The organism is Petrocella atlantisensis, from assembly GCF_900538275.1.
Lineage (GTDB): Bacteria > Bacillota > Clostridia > Lachnospirales > Vallitaleaceae > Petrocella > Petrocella atlantisensis.
In genome coordinates, this window is the sequence record NZ_LR130778.1 from 1063294 (window position 1) to 1089507 (window position 26214).

The following is a 26214-nucleotide window of genomic DNA, read 5'->3' on the forward strand; positions in this document are numbered from 1 at the left end:
CCCTTTAATCTAAAACGCTGATTCTTGGACTTAGCCGTGAACGCATTTTACAGATAATAGGACCAGCAGGATATTATATTTACTACAAACTTCTATATAGGCTTTCTTCTTTTTCTTTGTTTTTATGAATGGGCAAAATGACAAATTCAAATACTGTGTTTTTAGGTTTTAATTTGTAAGCCTCTAGTTGATCCGGCCCACAGCTACCATTGCCTAGACCTGATTGTCCATAATCAATCATGACCAAAGTTTCAGGTACTTGCTTGAGTTCATAAGTATGGGTCGCCTCAACAAGATTTTTCAGATCATAGTGCATCACTGAAAAATCCATTTGCTCTTTTGCCACAATCATAATCCCCACACCATTCTCATCCATCAAAGATTGCCATCTGGTATCTGTTTTGTTACCATTTTCCTGGGGAATAATATAAGGCTCAAACTGGTCGTCTACTCTACCCTGATAAATACCCACCAAAGCACTTTCCTTCTTATCACTGTAGCTTTCATGCGGTCCTCTTCCGTACCACCTGAGTTGATCAAAGCCCGATTTCATTTTAAACATCACACCAATTCTTGGTAGCAAATCAATTTCCAGTAAAGGCCTTGTGGCCATTGCCACATCGATTCTACCATTACCTTGTATATAGTAATGCATTGTTGTTTCAAAAGCAATATACTCTGATGTCTTTGCAAAGTTAGCTTCTACCTGTATATGGACCTGGTGCTCACTTTTTTTGATTTCTACAGATTTGACATTTCTCCTAAGTTTATCTAGCCCGGCTTTTCTCCAGAGACCTGCCGGACAATCCTCTCGTCCAACCCATCCTTTTTCATCATTGTCTGTTGGTGCTCTAAAAAAATTCTCAGTTAGACCTTCCTCAAGTGTTTCTATACCTTCTACTTTAATACTGCTTAAAACACCATAGACTTTATCAAAAATAATTTCAAAATCTTTTCCTGTTAAATGCAATTCAAACCTATTCTCTTTTTCCGATGAAAAATATATTTTTTCATTATGACGAACGTTGGCTATTAAGCCACTGGCTTTTATTTCGATTTGATGCCTATAAACTTCATAAATATCATCTGTAAATATCATCGGTTTTTTACTTGTAAAATACGTATTAAGATGATAGTCACATTCGATTTTACCTATCTCTTCAAGGTTATATGGTAAATGGATATCCTCCGCATGATGGGGCAAAATGGATAAATCATCTACTGAACCCTTAAGGATGACTTGTCCATCTTCAAGCAGTTCCCAATGCATGTTAATATGGGTCAAATCAAGGAAATCATAGCGATTTTCAACATTGATTATACCTTTTTTCCCATCTATGTCCGTCACTTTTATAGGTGCAATCACTTGCTTGAATTCCATCAACCCTGTGTGAGGTCTTCTATCTGGATAAACCATACCATCAATACAGAACTTTAGATCGTTCGGTTCATCCCCGAAGTCACCACCATAAGCAAACCAGGATCCCTTTTGTTCATCTTGTCGACTGAGCCCATGGTCAGCCCATTCCCAAATACAACCGCCAACCAAACGGTCATATTTATAGATGGCGTCAAAATACTCCTGTTGATTTCCCATACTGTTCCCCATAGAATGTATAAACTCGCAGATGAAATAAGGCCGTTTCTCGTCTTTCCTTTCACCTTCAGCGATGACGGTATCCACAGAAGGATACATAACGCTTACCATATCCACAACTGCTGCTTCCCCAGCGCTTTCATAATGTATGGGACGTGTTGTATCTACCGACCGAATATAAGCTGCCATTGCATCATGATTAGGACCATATCCGGATTCATTTCCAAGGGACCAGAAAAGTATTGACGGTTGATTCTTATCTCTATGAACCATACGTTTAGCACGATCTACAAAAGCCGCCTCCCATTCCTTAAGATGGTTGATACCAAGCGCTTGCCCAATACCATTATTGGCTATACCTTCATTACGAACAAAGCCATGGGTTTCCAAATCCGCTTCATCCATGCAATACATTCCATATATATTACATAATTCATACCAGTAAGGGTCATTTGGATAGTGGGAGGATCGTACCATATTGATGTTGTGTTGCTTCATCAGAAGAATATCCTCTAACATATCCCCTCTTGTTACAGCATAGCCTCTTTCCGGGTGCGTATCATGTCGGTTCACACCTTTAAACTTAACAGATACACCATTGACTAAGACTTGTCCATTCTGAATCTGAACGGATCTAAAACCAATAGTTTGTCTTCTTATATCTATCACTTCGCCACTACCGCTCTTCAATGAAATAACCATCTGATAGAGATTCGGTGTTTCTGCATTCCATGTTTTCACATTCTCAATATTATGCTTTTGTTTTGCCTTCCCATGTGTCACATCTAAGGAAGTCTCCCATATTAGCTGAGTGGATGTTTCATATAGGGCTAGCACCATCGTCATCGCATCATGATCATCTACACCTTCTGTATCAATTTCCACATCTAATATTCCGTTCTTATAAGTGGCATCCAGTAAACTTTGAATCCGATAGTCCTTAATATGTTTTTTCTGTGTGGCATATAGGTAGACTTCCCTAAAAATACCACTCATGCGCCAGTAGTCTTGGTCTTCAAGGTAACTGGTGGCCGCCCATTTATATACTTCTACAGATAGACAATTCTCTCCTATATGTAGATAAGGTGTGATGTCAAATTCCGAAGGCATATGACTGCCTTGGCTATAACCAACTTCTTTGCCATTGACATAGACCGTAAATGCTATGCTCACACCACCAAAGTGTAGGACGGTTTTCAAATCTTTCCAGGTGCTATCGACCAAGAACACTCTTCTATAACAACCTACCGGATTTGCTTCCGGGATATTTGGCGGATCTACCGGTATTGGATAGGCCACATTGGTGTATACAGGAACATCATAACCATGAAGTTGCCAATTAGATGGTACAGGTAAAGTATCCCACAAGGCATCATCATATTCAGGCATAACGTATGTTTCCGGTACATAAGCCGGATGGTTAAAATATTTGAACTTCCATAAACCGTTTAGCAACATAAAGTACTTGGATTCTAATCTATCACCTTTAAGTGCTTGACCTACACTACCAAAAGGTATACTTGTCCCATGAGGATCTAAGGTGTTTTTGCTTAATATATTTAGGTCTTTCCAATAATCTTTTACCATATTAACCTCCGTATTGATTATTCGTGCTCACAATAATATAAGAATATTAAATCAATCATTTCACTCAATACCATTCTATACCCTTATTTTAAGAGATTCAATATAAGTATATTCAATTAGTATATAATAATTTTAAACACTTTTCCTATTATTAGTTTGAAATATGGTAAAAGCTACCTCAATACTGAGGTAGCTTTTGACTTAAATGATATTATACATGGTTTATACGCTTCACGGTTGAAGTCTCAAAATTAAATTCCTCTAACCTACAGCCTTACTTAGTGATAAAATCTATCCAGTGTAGATACTCTTTTGAACCGTTTTCAATTGGTATAACAATGATCTCCGGTAGCTCATAAGAGTGCAAACCTTTAATCGTTCTTTCAACTTCTTCATATAAATGCTTTTTCGTCTTAATCATCAATCTTATCTCTTCATCATGATGCAACTTATCATTATAAAAATAGTGGCTATACTCCGTTGATGAATGTATACAAGCTGCAAGTTTTTCTTCAAGCAGTATTTTGGTAATATAATCTGCTTCACGATAATCTCTTGATGTTGTCATAATAATAATATAGCCATCTTCCATAAGTGCCTCCTCATTCTATGCTTCTTACTTTATTGCCATTGAACAGTTCCCTAGTAATAAAAGTATTCTCCATTTATGATTCTATATAAATCACTGGATTTATTGGGGAAGGGTTTATGATTAAAAAACAAACTTTGACCAATGTTATTATGTCCGTCCAAAGCATTTTTAGCTGCTGCCCAACTCTCTAAATCCGGTTCTAAGGCTAAAAAACTGTCTCGATGCGCCGGTGGAAATTGTGTAGCATATTTCGTATCAAAAATAACCTCTTTGATTGACATAGGAAACCTACTGCTTTTTACTCTGTTTAAAACAACATTTGCAACGGCAAGTTTAGCCTCATAGCCTATGCCGTAGGCCTCTGTTCGAACAATCCTTGCCAACCATAGAATATCCTCATAATTATACTGATTGGTTGCAATCAACTCTTGGGATACTTCGACAGATGGATTACTGATTGCTACTGTACGAATCAAAGGATTGTAATTGACATCAAAAGCCAGTTCTTCTGCAATAATCCTTAGGGGTAACATCGTGCGGCCATCAACAATGACCGGAGCTACACCCATCGTTTTTTCTACATCGTTAACCCAATAATTCATACTGTCAATCTTGAAGGTAATCGACTTCTCACCCACAACAATCGTGGCACTTCTATCTTCTTCATTCCAAACCACTTCCTCAGTACCCAAAGCCTCTACCACTGTCCTAATTGGTACCATCGTTCGATCTTCTTCAATATAGGGATTGCTATCCATTTTAATGATCATGTCATTTACGCGAATATCTAGTTTCATCATGGCCGCTTCAGTGTTGTTCCCCATGCCTAACAATATAAATAGTGCCATAGCGGTCACTATTATACATTTCTGCATTTTTTACACCCCATTTCGTTAATGATGCCTTTTTAAATTCATGTTTTGACTCTAATATGTTTTGATTTTTAACATAAAATGATTGTAGCATAAGGTATCTTTACTTGCAAGAAATGAATGACAATTGGTCGCGTTAATTTACTGTCGGAAAAGTAAGGATAGAAAAATCCTGATGAGATATTTTGAGTTCTGTAAAAACCATCTTATCATAGTTTTATAATTCATTGTACCTTTTCCATTAATTTTGCATACTTAAAAAGCCAGTCCATTTAGGATTGTGGCTACTAGACTTTAGTATATCTAAATTCGTCGGCTAAAACCCTTCCATGACTACATTGCAAACGACCTTCGTTGATACGTCCATGTATCAAACGAAGGTGGAATACATCCTTGTATTCTGGCGTTTTGCAACATAGTCATTCCAGGAACTTTATCCTCTACACATCTGATTTCACTTTTTCTTATGTCTTTTTACTAAACGTAGATCAAATGATGCCCCTTAGTTTCTTTGTAAGACAATACATGCCATCTACTAGCCGGGTACTACCTGCGACTGTCTGATGGTTCCAAACATCTGTATAGGTCTTTTGTTTCCTTTTGATCTCTTTATCTACTTCTATTTTTATCTCATCTTGAATCATGCGGTGCTGTTTTTCTTGCTTGTATTTAATCAAATCACATACTTTACCATCATTGGCTACATAAGCTCTAAGTCTTGCCATCTTAGTTACACCTTCCTTTGACCATCCTAGCGGACGGCTACTTAACCTTGAAGAGAGGAGGTGGCTCACTTGACCTTCAGCACTGCAACCCATCCTTGCATATTCATCATGATTAGGTCTTATTATGGCTTCCCAGTGATTGCTTATGTATACCCTGGTTCTTCTTATCTGTTCTTTTCTATTCTCGCTATCTGAGTACTCAAGGGCTATGTCAAAGACTGTATTGACTGCTTTTTTATCCTCAGATCTTATGCCGTCATAGATTGCCTTTCTTGCATCTGATACTGAATCACCAAGATGACCTATGGCTCTCATAATTGCTTGGTTTAAATGGAATTTATCAAGCACAAAATGACACTTTGCCCCGAGCACATCCACTCCTGATTTTATCCACGATGCGCCATCTCCCATGATGTATATATGTTCCAAATAGTCTTCATCATAAACCACATCTATGTATTCAAGCACTTCTTCCCATAAGTCTTCACTCTTTTTGTAAACGCCTGCAAAGTAGTGTTTTTCTATTAGTCTATTTCTTTTACTTCCTTGGCTTTCTTTCTCAACATCCTCAAAATACATGCTAGACGTGGCTCTATTGTGTTGCTTTTATAGCCATTTTCTCCGACTTTTAAATCTCCCTTTTTATTGTTGAATTGTAAGGATACATGGTCTTCATCAGCATTTATATATAGGACTTTGACCTGTCTCTTTTTCTTTACAAAGGGTATTAATGCAGGTATTTCTAAGCTATGAACCTCTTTCATGACCGCTTGTTTACTAATAATATCTTCTGTATGCGTTGCATGTTCACCACTAATTCTATAGCTAGTGTCAACAACATGCTTTATGGCTTCTATAACCACATCTTCACTTTTTCTCATGTTTTTTGTAATACCACATGCTTTATCTGCAAGAAATATGAATTCACCTGTTTCTTTCGACTTAAAATAAGTCCTTTTGTACTTGATCTCACCGCATGTGCTTGTAAATGAATTAGGGACCCTAGCACGTTCAACCACGTAGTGACTGGTTCGATATGCTGATTTTCTATACACCTCATCAATGCCTTCTATTGTCTCTGCAATAATCTCTCGTTGCAGCTCCTGTAATGGTTTTCCTAACTCAAGAACAAACTCTCCAATATTCATTTGATCATCATTTATAAAACTTTCTACTACTTTTTCAATCTTTTTGATACCAATCTCCATAAATTGTTGTATACTAATATGCATAAGAAAAACACCTCTCTGTTATGATTTATGGTTTCTAGACAAAACTTATAATATCACAACTTGGTGTTTTTCTTTTATCTTTCTTTATCCGACACTATCTTTACGCTAACTCGACAATTCTTCAATTGCTTAATCTTCGACTACCTTAAATGCTTATAAGCTTCTATAAATCGCTGGCATGCTGTAAAAAGGACTAGTCCCGAAAAAATGATGGCCAGTATATCTACATAGTTGGTAAAAATCATCATCAATGAAAATAAGATGAAACCTTCCGTACGTTCTGCTAGCCCCGGTTGGTAATAGAAACTTTTTTCAGTTGCCTTTTCAGAAGCTGCACCAACGGTCAGAAATATTGTCATAGAGAGGATAATGGATGAAGCCAGTATGACAAAAATCATAGGTTCATTAGAATAGCAATAGCCAATGGAGAGCAATAATGAAATCTCCACTACGCGATCGAAGGTAACATCCATGACAGAACCAAAAGGCGACATTGTATTTGTTTTCCTGGCTATGGTGCCATCAATAGCATCAAACAGTCCTGATAGCCATAAAATCATGACGGCTAGTATGCTTGAAACACCCATGGTCATCATAATTGCAGGTATCAAACCAATGAGTAGGGCAATTATTGTGACTTGATTTGCGGATAGTCCTTTTTTTATAAACAGCTCAGCACATTTACCAATAAATGGTTGTATTATGTTGCGCGCTTTTGTATCTAACATGTTGCGTTCTCCTTGTTTTCACTGGCTGTCTCGAAGTAGACGGCATTCTTAAAATCAAAATTAACCGTTACAGTATCACCCGGTTGAAATGCCTTATGTTGCAATGTTATATGATGTAGAATGAGATCCTTACATTCTATTTCGTAGGTTATTTTATCCCCTAAGTATGTTCTATTCTGTATCACACCTAAAGTGCCTTCAAATGTTTCATGGTTGATATGGATTTCTTCAGGTCTAAATACATAGGTCAACTTTAAACCTTCTTCATGATGGGTTCTAAATGCGCCTAATTTGGTAATGAATAACCCATCCTCAACATAACCCTCTATATAATTCCTCATACCGAAAAAATCAGCAACCGCTCTTGACGCAGGCTTTTCATAGACCTTGTCCGGTGTGTCAAACTGCTGTATGGTGCCATCCAATAAAACAGCGACTTTGTCCGCCATGGAGAGGGCTTCTTCTTTATCATGGGTAACCATAATCATGGTAATCCCAAGTTTTTTCTGAAGATCTCTTACAAATTTTTGCATATTCTTTCTAAGTACAATATCCAACTTAGAAAATGGCTCATCCAGGAGTAGCACTCTTGGTTCTATCGCCAACGCTCTAGCTATTGCTACTCTTTGCATCTGTCCTCCAGATATCTCATTCGGGCGTTTGTTTTCATGACCCCCAAGTTCTAATAATGCAATCAGTTTTTTCACTTTTTCATCAATAAGTTTTTTATGCATCCCGCGCATCTTTAGACCAAAACCAATGTTTTGGCTGAGCGTCATATGTGGAAAGAGCAAAAGACTTTGATCAACCAGAACGGCATTCCTTTTCTCAATAGGCACATGATCAATGCACTCATCATCAAAATATATACTACCCTGATCCATGTGCACAAGTCCGGCTATACCATGAAGTAATGTTGTTTTTCCTGATCCGCTAGGACCCAGTAAAACAACAAGCTCTCCTTCTCCAACTTCCATGTCTATATTGTGAATGACTTGATTACCATCATAAGCCTTACTCAAACGATTCATCTTGATTTTGGACATAATACCACCTATTTCTATACATAATATTTGCTGCTCTTTTGATAAAATAAACCAACGGATTTTTCTGATATATAAACAACCAAAGCAATGGATAATATAAAAATGACACTTAGTGCCGATGCTATGGTTCTATCGCCGGATTGAACAAATGGGAATAAAAACATAGCATAGGTAACGACACGTCCACCACCTATCAAAAACGTTATAAAATACTGACTAAAAGAAATAATATAAATCATGGAACCTGCAATAACCATACCTGGCATGATTAAAGGCAAAGTGATGTATCTAAAAGTTTGTAACGGTGAGGCACCAAGCACCCTTGCTTGCGCCTCTATCTTATCACCATTTAGCTCAAATATGCTCAGTAAAATCTTAACACCATAGGATATGCCTGGCACAACATGAATCAGAATAACGCCAAAATAGTTATTGGCAAGACCAAGCTTGGTAAATGTTAGATGGATGCCCATTGCGACACTTAGCATAGGTACAATCACCGGCATTAGGATAAGGACTTTGACTAAGGATTTACCTTTAAAGTTATAAAAGGCAATGGCTCTAGCCGCCGGGATGCTTATAGCTAGTGTTATCACTGTCACAACAACTGAAAGTAGAATGCTTTGAAGCAATATACCGAAGGCTTTGGTTGTAGGATGAATGGCATAGAAGTAGCCTCTCAGAGAAAAATTCCTAGGCAACAGTTGTGGCCAAGGCCAGTTACTGGTAACACTCCATATTAACATGACAATAAAGGGTATCAATATCATGAGAAGCATCATGTATTTTAAAAATTTCCGCATCATGCACCTCCATATTTCTTAAGTAACCTAAATGCTAACACATATAAACCTAAAGCAATAAAAGCAAAAAAAGCAATACACATGTTAATGACCATGGCATTGGCGCGATCTGCCAGTTCTATGTTGGCATAATAGATATAAGCGAGAACCGGTAAGGCTTTTGGTGTTGACGCACCCAGCAAATGCGGAATCTCATAGGCACCAAAAGAAAATGCAAAAAGAATCATAAACCCGGAGGCTATTGTCGGGAAAAGTTGAGGTAAGAGTACATACCTAAAAACTTGTGCATGACTGGCACCCAGATTGGCGGCAACTTTGGCATATCTTTCATCCAGATTTCTTAATATATCAATGGTTATAAAAGTTATGAAAGGTAATCCTTTCCATATGTAGGCGAGCATAATACCAATCCCACCGCCATCAAATATTAATGGTGGAAAATCAGACATATCCCCAATCAAGCCAAAACCATATAATATCCTAGCCAATAAGCCACTTTGAATAAACAGAATAAATATGAGTAGTGCGGCTATGGTATGCGGAACTAAAATCGGTCCTTTATAGACATTCACCAAACCTTTGATATGCTTGCTTTTGGTATATACAATCAAATAGGATAGAAAAACACCTAATACCACCGATAATAAGGTAGATAAGAATGAAGTATAGAGGCTAAATTGAAAAGAAGACAAAAAATCAGTATTTCGAAAGACATTCTTATAATAATCCAATGAAATCTCATAAAGCCCTAAGGCCGGAAAGTATCCGAGACTCTGTAAGAGTCCAAATACCAATCCAGTTATAAATATGCCGATAATAAAAATCATAACCGGCATAAGCATGATATATGGTTTTAACTTTCTCCTAAAATTAGTTGCCCGGTATTTCATCACGCCATATTTCCTCTATGATTGGCACAAGATCTGCTCTCATTTCCGGCAAACGTTTTACCAGCAATTCTTCTTGAGGAACAGTCCCTTCTCCAATATCAACAGCATCAAACAATGCCATCTGCGCTTCTGTCAGCTTCAATGGATCCGTTACAGGTAGATCACCCCATACGGAAGGGTCATATTTGGTCACTTGTATTTCCGGTGATAAGATATGGTTGATTAAAACCATGGCTGCAGCTTTGTTAGGTGCGTTAAAAGGCATGGCCATAAAATGTGTATTGCCAATGGTCCCTTTGTCAAAGAGAAAACCTTGAGCCGTCTCTGGGAATGAACCGTCTGCAATCTTACCGGCCACATGAAAAGGTGTATAGGTCATGGTCATATAGACTTCACCGTCTTCAAACATGTTATCAAGCTGAGCATCTTCCGCCGGATAGGTCACACCCTCACGCCACAAGTAAGGTTTTAACTCTTTTAAGTAATCCAGTGCCGGTTGAATTGTCTCTTTTAGAGCTGCTTTGTCTGCTACATGATCTAAAAAGACTTCATACCCTACAATATCATAAATAATATTTCTTACAAAGGCACTACCAGTAAAATGACTTGCATCGATATAGGTCAGTTTCCCAGGATGGGCTTTTGCCAGTTCAAGTAACGCTTCATGACTCTTAGGTAGAGTGCTTAGCTGTGCTGTATCACCAATAAATACCATTTGTGCTTTACCATAAGGCGCCTCATAACCCTCAACCGGTTGACCGAAATCATACAAAACATCCGGTGATGTTCCATCCAAATAAGTATTGAAATTCGGCAGTTTTTCTGTAATAGGTCCATAAAGTAAGTCGTTGGATTTTGCACTATAAAAGTTCTCACCGTTAATCCAAAGTACATCTATGGTGCCTTCACTTTCTAGCTGCTTTTCATTTAATAATTTGGGTAAATACTCTGCAGGGACCATGGGTACTCTCTCTAGTGTAACTTCATATTGATCCATTAAAGATTTTGCAACGGTTTCATCCAACCATTTATTAATATCTTCACTTCCACCCCACCCATAGAAGGTCACAGTGGTACCACGTGCTGCTTCAACTATTTCATCAAAACTCATTTCTGCTACGTCTTTTTCCGTAACCACTTCTTTTTTACATCCTACTAAAACACTTAAGAAAATTAACATTAAAACCAGTATAACATATTTTTTTTTCATATAATCCTCCCAATTTATTTTTATGATCGTTTATACCTTTAAAGCTGTTGTCAGAATTTCCAAGAGTATGTTAAAGAATCAGACCATTATCTAAAAGATAATAATCTGATTCCAGTATTAAGTCTCAATTATTTTATATCACTCATGTCAATGCCTTTTTTCTTAGCCAAAATCTTAGGAATCTGAGATACGCCAAATAATAGAATCCCTGCAATAATAAGCTGTATGAATAACTTTGTACTAATACCATTTACAGCAATCTCACCTGCCATATAAGCGTAAATGAAAGCACCCGGTGCCATCGTAATTGCTGAAATAATGACATACATACCAAAATTTAAGTTGGTCACACCATAGGCATAGTTTTGAATGTTATATGGGAATACAGGAACCAGTCTGGTTAGGATTAAGAAATCTTTACCATTTTTCTCCACACCTGCTTCGATTTTTTTGAAAATAGCATTCTCACCAAATTTTTCAACAATGAAGCCTCTAGCAAGGTATCTCGCAACTAGAAAAGCTGCTGCTGCACCAACTGTAGCCCCTGTCAGAGCAAGTAAGGCACCTAATACAGGTCCAAATACAACACCACCAGTTATGGTAATAACAGATGCCGGCAGTGAAAACACTGCTGCTGCGATAAAAATGAGTACATATACAAAGTAGCCCCAAAAACCGGCACGTTCAATCATGGCTCTAAATGCATCAAAGTCAGAAACGGTCTCGATTAAGCCTGATTTCCATATAGCAAAAAATGCAACTGCCAGTACTGCTACAATAAGTAGCGTTCTTACTGTTTTATTCATGATGTATTTCCTCCAATTATTTGAAAGCCTTATTGATGCCGGCTTTTGATTTGTATCGGTTTAGCCATGAATTGACCGGTTTCGCCAACACATCGACTGGTGCCATATCGCCTGCTTGTACCACGGGTCCCCATACAAGATCTAATATGTGCCATGACTTTGCACCGCCTTGTAGTAAAGAAGAACGGCAAGCGGAACAGTAGACCACTACATTCTCAGAATCCAATGTTTCAACTCTTCGTTTCATAACTTTTTTGGCCACTTCTGGGTTTGCTGGTACAACCATTCCACCAAAGCCACAACATCTGGTTTTTTCAAAAGCATACTCTGATTCGATGTACTTGTAACCTAATTCGTCAAGTATCCATCTAATACCGTCTTGGAGTGGTCGATCATTACGTGTTGAACAGGAATCGTGAATGGTAAATACAATCTCACTATTTTTTGCTTTACCCTTAAAGCCTTCAGGAAGACCAATGAGTGGCAACACTTCCCACAATGAAAATGTAGGCGTTTTACTTGCTTCATCAAAAGTCAACTTACAACTTTGACAGGCCACAATCATGTTTTCAATACCAACATCGTCCATGTCTTTTTGGAGTTCTGCAAAACGTTCTTTAAATAGGTCATACTGCCCAACCGCTTTGGTTGGTTTACCACAACACTTTTGTACCGCTGAAAATTTTGGAAAAACAGACTTCAAGTACTCCGTTGTTTTTATAACTGCCTCTGGGTTATAAGAGGGTAAACTACATCCAGGCATGAAGCCATATCGTTTGTTCTTGTCTATTGTAATTGCCATAATTATTTACCTCCGCGCTTCTTGGTTGAGAAGAATTTCGAGAAACCAAGTATTTGATGTATCTTAATTGCTTTGTGACCCGGTATTGGAGATTCTCCGCCGTTGGCTGCAACGTAGTCTTTTCTAGCACCTACGAAAATCTTCTTCATCGGCAACTCATGAGGACATACAATGGTACAGTTATCACATCCATTACAGGAATAGGCCATAAGAACATTCATTTCTCCCCCTTGAGCCAAGGGCAACATAATCTCTTTTGGACACTCACCAAAATCATTCATCATAATACATTCTTTCATACAAAGCTTACATTCACAAGACAAACATCTTGAAGACTCTTTTAAAGCTTGCTCTTCTGTAAAACCTAAGTCTGCTTGCTCAAAATCTCTTATACGTTCACGGATAGGACGCATATTCGTATGAAGTCGCTGAAGATTCTCTGTACCTTTTGGTAAAGGTATTTCCAGATTGGTATCATAAACTTCTTCCAGCCTAAGATCTCTGTTTGCTAAAAGATCAACACCTTGTAAGCTTCTGTCAATACTAATGGCCGCTTTTCTACCAAGTGCCATCGCTTCAACAACAATGTTGCTACCACAAGCATCACCGGCTACAAAGATGTTTTCAACGCTTGTTGCTAACGTTGCTTTATCCACAACAAATCGGCCGCCACGTGTTTGTTCCAGCATACCACCACTTACATCTTCAACCAATTGACCAGCTGCCATAACAACTGTGTCTACTTCTATGGTTCGCTCCTCATTATGGTAAGTAGGTGCAAAGTTACCGGCTTCATCAAAGATGGTGTTAACACGTTTCATTTTTATGCCTGTTACTTTGTTGTCCTTGGACATTATTTCAACAGGGCCCCATCCAGCATTAAAAAGAATGCCTTCTTTTAGGGATTCATGTATCTCTTCTTCAGATGCAGGAAGGTTGTCAAAATCCTCTAAAGAACATTGATACACTTCTTCAGCGCCAATTCTAAGAGATGATCTGGCGCAATCCATGGCAACGTCACCACCACCAATTACCATAATGCGTTTGCCTGCGCCTGTAAAAGCTTGGGTCAAACTGATTTCCATAAGATACTCAGTAGCAGGGAAAACACCCTCTGACTTATGGCCAGGCATAGGAATGACATTACCTTTATGGGCACCATGAGCCAATAAAACAGCATCGTAATCATTTTTCAGTTGCTCAAATGAGATATCTTTTCCAATCTCGACACCCATTTCAAACTTGACACCTAATTTATCCAAATAGGTGTACTCATAATCAATAATATCTCTAGGTAAACGATAAGCCGGTATGCCCACACGCATCATACCACCTAATACTTCCAGTTTATCATAGATCGTAACATCGTAACCTAATTTGCTTAAATTAATCGCGGCTTGTGCCCCAGCGGGACCTGCACCGATTATAGCAACACTTTTCCCGTTAGCTGCTTCTTTGGTCAAATCCCATAGCTTTTCATCATCTGCTTGCTCCGCTGCAAATCTTTTTAGAGCTGCTATGGATAAAGGCTGGTTATATTCAACACTTCTTCTACAATCCATTTCACATGGATGAGCACAAATTCTTCCTAGCGTATTGGGTAAAAATAACTGTTCTCTTATCACCTTAACGGCTTCATCATATTTCTTTTCACCAATGAGATTCACATATTTCTTAACATCTGTGTGCATTGGACAACGGCTTTGACAAAATGCTGATGCTTCGCCCATACACTCATCAACAATTTTTTCGGCATCCTTTAGAATGCTTTCGTTAAATTTGACTTTATTCAATTCCTTAACCTCCACTATGATTGTTGGTATTGGTGTTAGAGTTTGAGTGTCACTATCATTCTTCTCTAATTACAAACCATCCGGCAATATCTTGTTCCCAAGATGTTGCCGGATGGTATATACTTTATTTTTTTCAAACTTGATTTTCTAGTTAATTATTCTGCACCATTTTCAATTCTTGCTAGCTCATTACCTTTTTCATAGACTTCGTAGCTATATTCAATCCATGAACCATCATAGTTCAAAACATTCTCATAACCTAAAGCTTGGCTAAGTACTAACAAGCTATGCGCACTTCTTACACCGGATTGGCAATAGGCTATTACATTTTTCCCTTCAAGCCCACCATATATTTCTTTAAGCTCATCAATTGTTTTTAAAGTTGTATCTTCTGCAACAGCTGTTTCCCAAGGAATAAATACTGCGCCTTCAATTTTGCCCGGGCCAAATGCGCCACTTTTTGTTTCTTCACCGCTTTCCTCTGATGCATCTCTTGTATCAAGAATCTCAACTGAAGCATCATCAAGAGCCGCAATAACATCATCAAGTGTTGCTAATAACTCTGTGTTTGGATTTGGTGCTTTATAATTTGATGGTTCTACTGTAGGGTTGCTTCCACCTGTAGGATAACCAGCACCTGCCCATGCATTCAGGCCACCATCTAAGTATCTAACATCTTCATGTCCTAAGCTTTTTAGTTGGAACCAAAGTCTTGCTGCATCATGATGACTGTTTGAAGCATACGTTACAAGTATAGTATCTTCTTTTACACCTTTAGATGACAAAAACGCTTCCATTTTCTCAACATCTGCACTCATACCACCGTATGGATAATCGCTTTCTTCAGCTGAATAATCACCTCTCCAGAAAGTGAATGATCCTGCTATTTGAGCATCTGCCGCTTTTGGATCAAGCGCACCAAGTACAACTACATCGCCACCATCTTCCATAAGTTCTTTTAATTGAAATGGTGTAATAAATGCATCCGGATTAGCATATTGTTCAATCTTTTGACCTTGCTCGGATGAGTCTACTGCCACTTTTTGAACACCGAACATCATTTTCCAGCCCATAAATGCGCCAACTGCTACAACTAATACAACGACCAATGAAATGATTACTTTTTTATTCTTCACAACTATTCCTCCTGATTTTTGTGTGTCTAGGTTGCCCTATCACAATTAATATATTAATAAATATCGGAAAAAACCCCTTATATTCCTTCCGATATATTAATCCGCTTTAAAAATCTATAGTTTGTGCAATAATTCACAATCTTTGTTAGCAAAAAAATAAAACCACTGTCTTATTTACCTTAAAAAAAATCTATGTGTTCTTAAATTTTCGTGGTATTATGACAATTATTTTGGTTTTATTGGTTACATAATTAACGATAAATTAATTTTACTTTAATTAGATAACAAAGTCAAGTAAAAATTGCACTATAGTGTAGAAATCGGTGTTTGTTTTTTGTTAGATAAAAACTAAGGTATCATTTATTTTTCTCCAAATCTTGATCCTTATGCTATAATGTTGATGTGTATATTTCAAAAAGTAATTATTGGAGGCTACAATGGAAACCTTTGAACCGGGTCTTTGACACTTGCCGAAGTAACTAAAACAGCGAAAACCTTATAACAAGCCTATTTAGGCTTATTTTTTTGTCAAATTCTACTCTTTTCATTTACGTTCTACTACGTTCTATGATATAATATAGGGTATTAGGAGGTGTTGTTATGAGGCTGAAAGTTGTAAATTCTAAAATGTTCAATTATTATATGTCATAGAAACTATTTATGTTGATGGAAAACAAAAAACTAGAACCGTCGAAAAACTTGGCAGATATTCTGATTTAGAAAAAAAGCTAAATGGTGCTAATCCCATAGAGTGGGCCAAAAAGTATATCGAAGATCTTAATCGCCAAGAAAAAGAACAAAAACGTGAGGTTATTATCAAGCTTAGGCAATCCACGCTTATTGATAAAGAGATTCAACGTTCCTACAACGGTGGCTATCTTTTTCTTCAACAGATTTATTACCAGTTAGGGCTTCATAAGATTTGTAACGATATTTCTTCAAGGCACAAGTTCACCTATGACCTTAACGGTATTCTCTCTCGTTTGATTTACGGAAGAATTCTTTTCCTTCTTCCAAGCTTTGCACCTTTGAATCTTCTAAACGTCTTCTCGAACAGCCAAACTTTGAATTACAGAACATTTACAGGTCTTTAGAAGTTATCGCTAAGGAATCCGATTTCATACAATCACAGCTTTACAAAACAGTCTAGCAGTTTCTAAACGTAATGATCGAATTCTTTATTATGACTGTACCAACTACTTTTTGAGATTGAACAAGAAGATGGCCTTAAACAATATGGACCCTCCAAAGAAAACCGTCCTAACCCTATTGTAGAAATGGGCTTGTTTATGGATGGAGATGGTATTCCTCTCGCTTTTAACATTCACAGTGGCAATACCAATGAGCAGGTGACTCTAAAGCCTTTAGAAAAGCAAATTATCGAAGACTTCAAACTATCCAAGTTTGTTGTATGTACTGATGCCGGCTTATCTTCAAATGCAAATAGGAAGTTTAATAATATAAATGGACGTTCTTTTATTACAACTCAATCCATCAAAAACTTAAGCAGTTTTAAAAGAGTGGGCTTTAGAACCAACTGGATGGAGGCACAATGATTCCAAAGAAACCTTTGATTTAAACCTGTTTGATGAAAATGAAAGTCTTTGTGAGCAATATAAGAATATGACCTTTTATAAAGAGAGATGGATTAAAGAGAATGATCTTGAGCAAAACTGATTGTCACCTTTTCTCTTAAATACCGTTATTATCAACGTCAGATCAGAAACAAACAACTTGAACGTGCCACAAAACTCATTAGCACTAACCCAAAAAGTATAGGTAAGAAAAGACAAAATGATTATAAACGATTTATCGCTTCCACCAATGTTACAAGTGATGGTGAAGTTGCAGAAGAGACACTTTACCATCTTAATTCAAATACTGTTGCTGAGGAAAGTATCTATGACGGCTTCTATGCAGTATGTACTAACCTTGACGAAGATGCTTCTGAAATAGCTAGAATTAACCACCGACGTTGGGAAGTTGAAGAATGTTTTAGAATTATGAAGAGCGAGTTTAAAGCAAGACCTGTTTATCTTCAAAGAGACGACCGTATAAAAGCGCATTTTACAACCTGTTTTCTAGCACTTGTTTTATATAGATATCTGGAGAAAGACCTAGACAACCAGTTTACAACGAACGAAATCGTCGGCCAGTTAAAGGATATGAACTTCTATTGCGTTCCTGGACAGGGTTTTATTCCGACCTATACACGTACTGATTTTACAGATGCACTACATGATACCTATGGATTTAGAACAGACTATCAGATTGTCAGCGACAAAGAAATGAAAAATATATACAAAAGACTAAAAAGTAAAAAAAAGTACGCAAAAATTAATGACATATAAAAAGCTTGAAGCCCCTATTTATAAGGGATTTCAAGCTTTTTCTGTTTCACAACTGTCAAAGACAGGAGTAGATAACAAAGTCAAGTAAAAATTGCACTATAGTGTAGAAATCGGTGTTTGTTTTTTGTTAGATAAAAACTAAGGTATCATTTATTTTTCTCCAAATCTTGATCCTTATGCTATAATGTTGATGTGTATATTTCAAAAAGTAATTATTGGAGGCTACAATGGAAACCTTTGAACAACTTAATCGGCATGCACTCCTTGAACTCATTGAGAAACTTCCTTATCCGGATTTCAAACATGCTGTTCAGCTTTTTGCCCAAATGGAAAAATTAGATTTCCATCAAGAACTGAACCTTATAACCACCTTTCATTTTCAAAGTAGAATGGAAAAACTCGGCATTAACAATACATGTCCGTCTTGCGGGTCAAGCCATCATACCATTCATGCCATTCGTAATGAAATCAAGAGATATCGTTGTAAAGACTGCAGTAAAACTTATACCCTCTTTAGTGGTACAGTGATTGAAAAAACAAAGTGGCACTGGGATATCTGGGTAAGGTTCCTTGAGCTCACCATACACGGCCATTCCTTAAATGATATTCAGTCCATACTTGAAAGTGAATTTGGCTGTAATAATATCAATCATAAAACCGTATTTTTATGGCGTCATAAACTGATTTATGTACTTGCTCAAATGTCAAAAATTAGATTATCCAACTATGTCTATATGGATGGCATCACCATTCGTGAATCACAAAAAGGGTCTCGTTCTTTAATCAATTATAAGAATTTGAAACTAGAAAGAAAACCAAGGACCGGCCGGCTTTCAATAAAAAAAGAAGCTACAGATGTTGCTTTTACAACCATTGCAACCGCTGTTGATAGCACAGGACATTGTATATGTAATGTTATCGGCATGGGTAAAAATAAACCTGAAGATATTTTCAATGCATTGAAGCACTATTTAGAAGATGATGGTCACACGCCTTTGGAATTTTCTAGTAAAAAAATTGAGGAGCCACAGAATACTAAGACTGTACCCTGTGAAAAAGCCATATTAACCTTAGATTATTTTAAGGAACTTAATGTGAGTGGTATGTCGTCTTCGGATATGTCTCTTAAGCTTCACGCTGACATTCAAAAATTTATATGTCAGGATATGGCCAATGTTTCAACTAAATATTTGGAGGATTATCTCGGATTTTTTACCTATATGCGAAACTGGCGTATTGATCATGGACGATGTCCATTTTCCAGAAAAGATATTGAAAGTATCTTTATTGAAATTATTAAGTCCAGAATCAATTATTCCAAGAAAAGAAGCTTTGCTTCGTTATGAGCTCTGCTCATATTTCTGAACGGTTCGATAGGAAAGGTCTTTGACGTATTCTGCCACACTCCAAGGCTGAATACTATAGTATGACTTTTCTTGAGAACAAGAAAAGAAGCTTTGCTTCGTTATGAGCTCTGCTCATATTTCTGAACGGTTCGACAGGAAACTTCCTTGATCGTTTACATAGCATAGACTTTCCTTGAGAAGGATAAACAAAAAAAGCCTAAGTAGGCTTTTTTATTTTATTAGATCTTTTACAACTTCAGATGCTATAATCATTCCGGCGACTGATGGGACAAAAGAAACACTTCCGGGAATCGACCGCCTCTGATCACAGGTCCGATCTTTGTTTGGACAAATACAGTCTGTCGAACAATCACTACCGATATCTACCGTTTTTATGGGTATTTCTTTGGAATAAACAACTTTAAGTTTTTTGACACCTCTTTTGCGCAACTCTTTTCTCATGACCTTGGCAAGGGGACAGACACTGGTCTTATAGATATCCGATACTTCTAACATCGTCGGGTTCAATTTATTGCCCGTTCCCATTGAGGCTATCAAAGGTATATTATATTCTTGACAGCGTATAGCCAGATCAATTTTAGCGCTTACCATGTCTATGGCATCCACCACATAATCCACATCTTTTGGTATGATCTTATCTGCCGAATCTTTGTTATATAAATACGGATGGGTTTCTACAATCGCCTTTGGATTAATAGATAGGATCCTAGCCTTCATAACGGCCACCTTTGACATCCCAACTGTTTGCCTTGTGGCTTGTATTTGACGGTTGATGTTTGTCAAACATACCTCATCATCATCGCAAAGAATAAAATGCCCAACCCCAGACCGTGCAAGACCTTCAGCAACATAAGAACCAACACCGCCTATGCCCAATATAACCACTTTACTTTGCTTTAGTTTTTCTAATCCTTCTGTACCAATGACCATTTCGGTTCTTGAAAATGCATGCAACATATCTTTACTCCTAATCACTAAAAAGTTACCTACATAATGTAACAGAATTTTTACTATTTGTCACATGATTAATACGAGTGTAATAAATACCTGAACAAGCTCTGGGTTAAATTGAGTCCCACGACCTTTTATAAGTATCTCTATAGCCGCTTTTTTGCTCATACCGTCTCGATAAGGTCGGTCGGAGGTTAAGGCGTCAAATACATCTGCTATCGCAATAATTTGAGCAATTAGAGGTATGGCATCGCCTTTTAATTGCAATGGATAACCTGTTCCATCATACCATTCATGATGATAACGTATACCATCTTTAATCTTTTGATTAAAATCTGTATCTTTTATAATCTTATAACCTTCTTCAGGATGTTTTTTAATAATCTCATATTCTTCATTTGTTAAACGGCCCGGTTTGTTTAGTATATGATAAGGTATAGCTATTTTACCAATATCATGAAGCTTTCCTGCGACTTCTACTGCATCCGTGTCTTCGAAACCAATCGCTTTGGCTAGAGAAAGTGCATGATCGGCAACCAAGTTATTATGTTGGTGCGTATATGAATCGTTAATCTCCATAGCATTGGCGATAATCTCTATCATTTGAATGTATTTATTATCAATTTTCTCCATATTATTTTCAATTTCAGAAGACAACCTATTAATGGATTCTGATAGTAAAGTAATCTCAGGTAGATACTTACTTTCATGAATTTTTAATTTGCTTTTATAGTCGCCATTAGAGATCTTTTGGACGCTTTCAATTGTGACTTCCAGGTTTTTTGCTATTTTCCTAAATATTTTAAGCTCTGCCACAATAACAAATGCAACTAATAGTATAACTATAATAAAAATATGCTTTCTTTGATTCACAAATAAGGATTGATAAATGGGAACATTCGCATCGATGTTAAAATATATATTTTGATTGCCATATCTCAAAAGCTTACTCCAAGATATGATGCTATAATTTTCACTAACTTGATTTTGATAACTTGGTGACTTAGCAACGTCAATCTTAGCTATCGTATTTTCTCCGATCGCTGATTTCATCTTTGTGATTTGGGTCTGATCTAAAGTACGACCCACACCATAGACACCCTCCGGATTTTCTCGTTCATTATCCGTGATGGGTACTAATTTAATCAAAACAATATATCCTTCATGCCATACCAACAAATCATTTTGAGTGTTTTCTTCTAGAGTTAATTTGAAAGCAGATGAATTTTTAACTACATCCTTTAGATCTGTTCCGTAGCTTCTTATATAACTTTGATCTTCATTACTAATAAAAATTAGATCAATGTTCATCGTTTCGCTTTCCGTTATATATTGAGTAGCATTTTCCTCCATCCACAAATCATCTTCCTCATCAAGTGCAATTTGTAAATCAGTCCATACGGCATTGGTCTCGATTACATCCAACAAACTTTGTTCTTGTTCTGATACAAAATACTCAACCTGCCTCGATTTATCTGCAATATACTCATCCACCAAAGCATCCCATGCTTGGTTATTAATAATTGTAATACCCATACCAATGGCAATAATAGCAGCTATGCTCATCAGTATGATGACATGTTTCATCGTTTTATACATCTTGCACCTCAATCATTCATTAAATAGTACAATGTGTCTATTTTAGTCTTAAGTCCTATCATAACATCATACCATACTACTATTAATTTGTAAGCCTGTTTTTAGAGTATTCAAGTGGCCAGCTTTGCTGGACACGCTCCTAGAGAACAAAAAAAGCCTGCTTAGAATCAAGCAGGCTTTTTAATACGTTCTATTTAGATATAACTTACTCTACTAATGTAGCACCACTGAAATCGACTGTACCAAGTACAGAACGATCCCATCCTTGTAATTTCTCTGACACTAACATAACATCTGTGTAGTGGTAGATAGGAATTACAGGCATATCAGCTACAAACATTTCTTGTGCTTCATAAAGTACATCAAAATGCTCTTTACCTCTTGTTACAGCAGCTTGTGAAAGTAATGCATCATATTCAGCGTTGCTGTACTTAGGATCATTATAAGCGTTTCCGGTTGTGAAAATACTTAAAAGTCCCATTGGATCCATAAAGTCTGTTAACCAACCACCACGTGAAAGTTCAAAGTCGCCAACTTTACGTGTGTCTTGGAATACAGCCCACTCTTGATTTTCAAGCTTTGTTTCAACACCAAGATTGGTTTTGAACATCTCTTGAATCAACTCTGCAACAACTTGGTGACCTTCACCTGTGTTGTAAAGAATTGTAAATTCTGGGAAGCCTTCTCCATCTGGATAGCCCGCTTCAGCAAGTAGTGCTTGTGCTTCTGCTACTTTACTACCATCTGTTGGAACGCCATAAGAACCGGCAGTCTCAAAGAAGTCATTACCGTCAGCATCTAAGAATCCTGGTGGTACAAAACCAGCTGCTGGTACTTGACCTGCTGCTAATGTTTCAACAATCATTTCTCTATCAATTGCTAATGCGAATGCTTGTCTAACACGTACGTCTTTCCACATATCTAGATTCAAGTTATAGTTATAGTAGTAAGTTCCAAGTAATGGGAACACATAGAAGTTTGGATCTTCAGCGATTAGACGTGGAGTCTCTGCTGTTGGTACTGTAGGAATGAAATGTAACTCACCATTTTGATACGCTTGGTAAGAAGTTGCTTCTTCATCAATGAAGACACCTTTAATACCGTCAAGCATAACTGCTTCAGCATTCCAGTATTCTGGGTTCTTAACTAAGGTTAAACCTTCACCAATTTTGTATGATGTTAAAACAAATGGTCCGTTTGATACTGCAAGCGCAGGATCTTTTGCCCATGCGCCATCAGCTGCAGCTTCAACAGATGATTGCTTAACTGGCATAAAGTGGTAGAAAGATAATAAACTTACGATATAGTCAGTTGGGTTATTAAGCTTTACTTCAAGGGTATAGTCATCAACCGCTGTAACGCCTACGTCATCTAATGAGCCTTCACCGTTAACAACGTCCATAGCACCTACAACATTGGTATACTCCCAAATCCATGAGTACTCAGATGCTGTTGCTGGGTCCATACCACGTTTCCATGAGTATACAAAGTCATGAGCTGTAAGTGGTGATCCATCAGACCAGTTAGATTCTCTTAATTTGAAGGTTACAGTTAAACCATCTTCTGATACTTCCCATGATTCTGCGATACCTGGGAATATTTCACCGCTTTTTTCTCTAACGAGAGCTTCAAAAGTTTGGTTGATAACGTCTCCGCCATCACTCGCCCCATTCAAAGTTGGGTCGATGGTTTTTGGATCTGCACCAACGTTCCAATTAAGGATTTTTTCAGCTCCTGTTTCTGTTGCTTCTGGAGTTTCTGTTGTTTCTGGAGTCTCAGTTGTTGTGCTAGGTTCTTCTGTTTTTCCACATGCAGCTAACAATGAAACAGATAATGCAAGTACAAGTAGTAATGATAATAATTTTTTCATGTTCTTCCTCCTTTTATTGTTTTCTATATTTGATTAAAGTGTCCGTTTGACATTTTAACCTTGGTGAAAGTGTCAAACTTAAGTTTCTCTAGTACATAAAATATATAGATTACGTTGATACATTCATAACTATATATTCTATGTCAAGTTCAACTATAGCAGTTTGACATTTTAACCTATATTAATTGTTATGCTCTTCATAACAAACAATATCAGTAAAATTTTTTTCACACTTCTATATTATACCACATCTTTAGAGATTGTTAATCTTTTTTACCAAATGACAGGCAACAAAGTGGTCTGGTAAGACTTCCACAAGCTCTGGTGTTACTTCATCGCAGATTTCTTCACAATAACGACATCTGGAACTAAATCGGCAACCTTCTTTGGGATCAATCGGACTTCTAACATCCCCCTCTAACACAATTCGGCCCTCTTTTTTTGCACGTGGATCCGGAATTGGTATGGAGGACAACAACGCTTTGGTATAAGGGTGTAACGGCTTTTCATACAACTCATTACTTTCAGCAATTTCCATCATATGACCTAAATACATAACGCCTATTCTATCCGATATATGCTTAACCATAGACAAGTCGTGGGCAATAAACAAATAGGTTAAGCCCAGCTCCTTTTGTAGATCTTCAAGCATATTAACCACTTGTGCCTGGATAGAAACATCTAGGGCAGAAATCGGTTCATCACATATAATCAAATCCGGTTCAATAGCTATGGCCCTTGCAATACCGATTCTTTGTCGTTGACCACCGGAGAACTCATGTGGGTAACGGCTGGCATGTTCTTTTTTAAGTCCAACGCGTGTCAGCAAGTCATGGATACGTTCCATCCTAGCTTCACCTTTAATATCGGTGTGTATGTCTAGACCTTCTCCAATAATATCGGCAATGGTCATACGTGTATTCAAGGATGCATAAGGGTCTTGGAAAATCATTTGAATTCTTTTTCTATATTTAAGCATTTCTTTTGGTGAAATATTGGTAATGTCTTCACCATCATAGATGATCTTGCCACCCGTTGGTTCATACAATCTTACGATTGCTCTTCCTGTTGTGGACTTACCACAGCCGGATTCTCCAACCAGACCAAAGGTTTCGCCTTTATTGATCACAAAAGAAATACCATCCACTGCTTTTAAATATTTACGTTTACTTTCAACCATACTGTGTTTGACGGTGAAATATTTCTTAAGTCCTTTTATCTCTAGTAATACTTTCTTATCCGGCATCAATATCACATCCTTTTATGTAACCTTCGACTTCTGGTGCATCATCATGGATTAGCCAACATGCTGATGTGTGTCCTTCACTTATTTTGTAAGTCGGTGCCATTTCTTCTTTACATATTTCCATCGCATGAGGACATCTATATGAGAAAGGACAGCCTTTTGGAGGATTTAGTAAATCCGGTGGTGATCCGGGTATGGGGACCAATCGTTCTTTTGCTGCTGCATCCATACGGGGTACAGAATTCATCAAGCCCCTTGTGTAAGGATGTTGTGGACTATGAAAAATCTCATCCACAGTGCCTTTTTCCATAATCATACCACCATACATAACAATCATATGCTTACAGGTTTCTGCTATCACACCTAAATCATGGGTAATTATCATAATAGATGTATCAATCTCACTGGCTAGTTTTTTCATAATCTCCAGTATTTGTGCTTGAATTGTTACATCTAGCGCTGTTGTAGGCTCATCCGCAATTAAAAGTTTGGGGTTGCATGATAGAGCTGTTGCAATCATGGCTCTCTGACGCATACCACCTGAGAACTCATGAGGATAGGCATTGATTCTTTTTTCCGGTTCAGGAATACCCACCATACGTAGCTTATCAACTGCAATCTCAAGTGCCTTTTTCTTAGATACTTTTTGATGCCTTCTAATAACTTCGACCATCAGATTTCTAATGGTAAATACTGGATTGAGAGAGGTCATCGGATCTTGAAAGATCATCGAAATCTCTTTACCACGAATTTTACACATTTCTTCGTTGCTTTTTGTGGAAATAACTTCACCATTAAAGATGATTTCCCCACCTTTGATTTTTCCGGGATGATCGATAAGTCCCATTATAGAAAGAGCTGTCACACTTTTTCCACTGCCGGATTCACCAACGATACCAAGAATATCGCCTTTTTCCATTGAAAAACTATTACCACGTACAGCTTGTACTTCGCCCATATGGGTGTAAAAAGATGTACTTAGATTTTTGACTTCTAATATTTTACTCATTT

20 protein-coding genes and 1 pseudogene are annotated in these 26214 nt (G+C 37.4%); 2 read left to right on the top strand and 19 right to left on the bottom strand.

What is annotated here, in order from left to right; translation table 11 throughout:
* Nucleotides 1-82: 82 nt before the first annotated feature.
* The 14 genes from PATL70BA_RS05005 to PATL70BA_RS05070 all read right to left on the bottom strand — a co-directional run bounded on the left by PATL70BA_RS05005 (nt 83) and on the right by PATL70BA_RS05070 (nt 15819).
* On the bottom strand, nt 83-3184 hold the full coding sequence (locus PATL70BA_RS05005) for a glycoside hydrolase family 2 TIM barrel-domain containing protein (protein WP_125136346.1): 3102 nt from the start codon (nt 3182-3184) through the stop codon (nt 83-85).
* A gap of 274 nt (nt 3185-3458) precedes the next feature.
* Nucleotides 3459-3776, bottom strand: a complete 318-nt coding sequence (cutA, locus tag PATL70BA_RS05010; RefSeq protein WP_125136347.1) for a divalent-cation tolerance protein CutA — start codon at nt 3774-3776, stop codon at nt 3459-3461.
* Between the two features lie 50 nt (nt 3777-3826).
* Nucleotides 3827-4624 (bottom strand): stalk domain-containing protein, encoded by a 798-nt coding sequence (locus PATL70BA_RS05015; protein ID WP_172596109.1) that lies wholly within the window; start codon nt 4622-4624, stop codon nt 3827-3829.
* 512 nt (nt 4625-5136) lie between these two features.
* On the bottom strand, nt 5137-5952 hold the full coding sequence (locus PATL70BA_RS16730) for a UPF0236 family transposase-like protein (protein ID WP_125136349.1): 816 nt from the start codon (nt 5950-5952) through the stop codon (nt 5137-5139).
* Nucleotides 5898-6605: a UPF0236 family transposase-like protein gene (locus tag PATL70BA_RS16735; protein ID WP_125136350.1), complete on the bottom strand. Its 708-nt coding sequence runs from the start codon at nt 6603-6605 to the stop codon at nt 5898-5900. The genes PATL70BA_RS16730 and PATL70BA_RS16735 overlap by 55 nt, the downstream gene beginning before the upstream one ends.
* A 140-nt stretch (nt 6606-6745) precedes the next feature.
* Nucleotides 6746-7333 carry a CDP-alcohol phosphatidyltransferase family protein gene (locus PATL70BA_RS05030; protein WP_125136351.1) on the bottom strand — a complete coding sequence of 196 codons (588 nt, stop codon included), beginning with the start codon at nt 7331-7333 and terminating at the stop codon, nt 6746-6748.
* The gene (locus PATL70BA_RS05035; RefSeq protein WP_125136352.1) at nt 7327-8379 is read right to left on the bottom strand and encodes an ABC transporter ATP-binding protein; all 1053 of its coding nucleotides are present in this window, start codon (nt 8377-8379) and stop codon (nt 7327-7329) included. The genes PATL70BA_RS05030 and PATL70BA_RS05035 overlap by 7 nt, the downstream gene beginning before the upstream one ends.
* A 14-nt stretch (nt 8380-8393) precedes the next feature.
* Complete coding sequence (locus PATL70BA_RS05040; protein ID WP_125136353.1) at nt 8394-9185, bottom strand: ABC transporter permease; 792 nt, start codon at nt 9183-9185, stop codon at nt 8394-8396.
* Entirely contained in the window at nt 9182-10072 is an 891-nt protein-coding gene (locus tag PATL70BA_RS05045; protein ID WP_125138409.1) for an ABC transporter permease, read from the bottom strand. Before PATL70BA_RS05045 ends, PATL70BA_RS05040 begins: the two co-directional genes overlap by 4 nt.
* The gene (locus tag PATL70BA_RS05050; RefSeq protein WP_125136354.1) at nt 10053-11282 is read right to left on the bottom strand and encodes an ABC transporter substrate-binding protein; all 1230 of its coding nucleotides are present in this window, start codon (nt 11280-11282) and stop codon (nt 10053-10055) included. Before PATL70BA_RS05050 ends, PATL70BA_RS05045 begins: the two co-directional genes overlap by 20 nt.
* A gap of 128 nt (nt 11283-11410) precedes the next feature.
* Entirely contained in the window at nt 11411-12088 is a 678-nt protein-coding gene (locus tag PATL70BA_RS05055) for a TVP38/TMEM64 family protein (protein ID WP_125136355.1), read from the bottom strand.
* A 16-nt stretch (nt 12089-12104) separates the two neighbouring features.
* Nucleotides 12105-12890 carry a (Fe-S)-binding protein gene (locus PATL70BA_RS05060; protein ID WP_197715787.1) on the bottom strand — a complete coding sequence of 262 codons (786 nt, stop codon included), beginning with the start codon at nt 12888-12890 and terminating at the stop codon, nt 12105-12107.
* 2 nt (nt 12891-12892) lie between these two features.
* Nucleotides 12893-14683 (bottom strand): FAD-dependent oxidoreductase, encoded by a 1791-nt coding sequence (locus PATL70BA_RS05065; protein ID WP_125136356.1) that lies wholly within the window; start codon nt 14681-14683, stop codon nt 12893-12895.
* Between the two features lie 155 nt (nt 14684-14838).
* Nucleotides 14839-15819 (bottom strand): sulfurtransferase, encoded by a 981-nt coding sequence (locus PATL70BA_RS05070; RefSeq protein ID WP_197715788.1) that lies wholly within the window; start codon nt 15817-15819, stop codon nt 14839-14841.
* 647 nt (nt 15820-16466) lie between these two features.
* Here PATL70BA_RS05070 and PATL70BA_RS17200 point away from each other — a divergent pair.
* Nucleotides 16467-18170 (top strand): annotated as a pseudogene (locus PATL70BA_RS17200) (IS1634 family transposase).
* Between the two features lie 227 nt (nt 18171-18397).
* Nucleotides 18398-19516 carry an IS1 family transposase gene (locus tag PATL70BA_RS05080; protein ID WP_125136357.1) on the top strand — a complete coding sequence of 373 codons (1119 nt, stop codon included), beginning with the start codon at nt 18398-18400 and terminating at the stop codon, nt 19514-19516.
* A gap of 231 nt (nt 19517-19747) precedes the next feature.
* Here PATL70BA_RS05080 and PATL70BA_RS05085 read toward each other — a convergent pair whose 3' ends face one another.
* The 5 genes from PATL70BA_RS05085 to PATL70BA_RS05105 all read right to left on the bottom strand — a co-directional run bounded on the left by PATL70BA_RS05085 (nt 19748) and on the right by PATL70BA_RS05105 (nt 26212).
* Entirely contained in the window at nt 19748-20494 is a 747-nt protein-coding gene (locus tag PATL70BA_RS05085) for a tRNA threonylcarbamoyladenosine dehydratase (protein ID WP_125136358.1), read from the bottom strand.
* 60 nt (nt 20495-20554) lie between these two features.
* Nucleotides 20555-22087, bottom strand: a complete 1533-nt coding sequence (locus PATL70BA_RS05090) for an HD domain-containing phosphohydrolase (RefSeq protein WP_125136359.1) — start codon at nt 22085-22087, stop codon at nt 20555-20557.
* A 205-nt stretch (nt 22088-22292) separates the two neighbouring features.
* Nucleotides 22293-23957, bottom strand: a complete 1665-nt coding sequence (locus tag PATL70BA_RS05095; protein WP_125136360.1) for a peptide ABC transporter substrate-binding protein — start codon at nt 23955-23957, stop codon at nt 22293-22295.
* A gap of 253 nt (nt 23958-24210) precedes the next feature.
* A complete protein-coding gene (locus tag PATL70BA_RS05100) occupies nt 24211-25203 on the bottom strand; it encodes an ABC transporter ATP-binding protein (protein WP_125136361.1) in 993 nt (330 codons plus the stop codon).
* Entirely contained in the window at nt 25193-26212 is a 1020-nt protein-coding gene (locus PATL70BA_RS05105) for an ABC transporter ATP-binding protein (protein WP_125136362.1), read from the bottom strand. Before PATL70BA_RS05105 ends, PATL70BA_RS05100 begins: the two co-directional genes overlap by 11 nt.
* Between the last annotated feature and the right edge of the window lie 2 nt (nt 26213-26214).